The 1,006-nt window shown below is 70.8% G+C and carries 1 protein-coding gene; it reads right to left on the bottom strand.

The genetic code is table 11. The features are described from left to right. The coding region (locus VTU_RS34210; RefSeq protein WP_010109255.1) for an Ig-like domain-containing protein at positions 1-1,006 on the bottom strand (1,006 nt) is incomplete at both ends.

Here is a 1,006-nt window from a genome sequence, read left to right as displayed (position 1 = left end):
GCCGGTGCCGGCGTTGCCCACGTCGTCGCGCACGCCGGCGAGGTCCACGCGGATGGTGTTCGCCCCTGCGCTGGTGTTGGCCGTGGGCGTGAAGCTCGCCGTCCAGACCGTGCGCTCGGCGTTCGGCGTGATCGCGCCCAGCGTGCCGCTGGTACACACGACGTCGCTCGCGTCCAAGCCGTTCACGGGCTCGTCAAAGCGGAAGCTGACCGTCGTCGTTTCGCCCGCGCTGAGCGCGGTGTCGGCCAGCGTGATGGTGGCCGTGGGGCCGGTGCTGTCCGTCCGGGTGTCCACGCTGTAGTTGGTGCTGCTGGCGCTGCCGATCCCGGTGTTGCCCGCGTCGTTGCGCACGCCTGTGAGGTCCAGGCGGATGGCATTTTCCCCGGCGCTGACGTTGGCCGTGGGCGTGAAGGTCGCCGTCCAGACCGTGCGCTCGGCGTTCGCCGTGGGCGCGCTCAGCGTGCCGCTCGTGCACACGATGTCGCTCGCGTCCAGGCCGGTGACGGGTTCGCTGAAGCCAAAGCGGACGGTCGTGCTCTCGCCCGCTGTGAGCGCGCTGTCTGCCAGCACAACGGTCGCTGTGGGCCGCGTGGTGTGCACGCTGTAGTTGCTGCTGGCGCTGCCCACGCCGGCGTTGCCCGCGTCGTCGCGCACGCCAGTGAGGTCCACGCGCAGGGTATTCGTCTCGGCGTTGACGTTCGCCGTGGGCGTGAAGGTCGCCGTCCAGACCGTGCGCGCGGCGTTCGCCGTGGGCCAGCTCAGCGTGCCGTGGGTGTAGACGATGTCGCTGGCGTCAAAGTCTTTGACGGGCTCGCTGAAGCGGATGGTGACTGTCGTGCTCTCGCCCGCGGTGAGCGCGCTGTCTTCCAGCGTGACGGTGGCCGTGGGGCCGGTGGTGTCGCGCGTGTCCACGCGGTAGTTGGCGCTGCGGGCGTTGCCGGTGCCGGCGTTGCCCGCGTCGTTGCGCACGCCGGCGAGGTTCAGGCGGATGGTGTTCGTCGCGTCG

The sequence above is a fragment of the Verminephrobacter aporrectodeae subsp. tuberculatae At4 genome, assembly GCF_000193225.1.
Classification (GTDB): Bacteria; Pseudomonadota; Gammaproteobacteria; order Burkholderiales; family Burkholderiaceae_C; genus Acidovorax; species Acidovorax aporrectodeae.
Note: the sequence above shows the minus strand (reverse complement) of the source record. Positions and strands in the feature narration are given on the sequence as shown.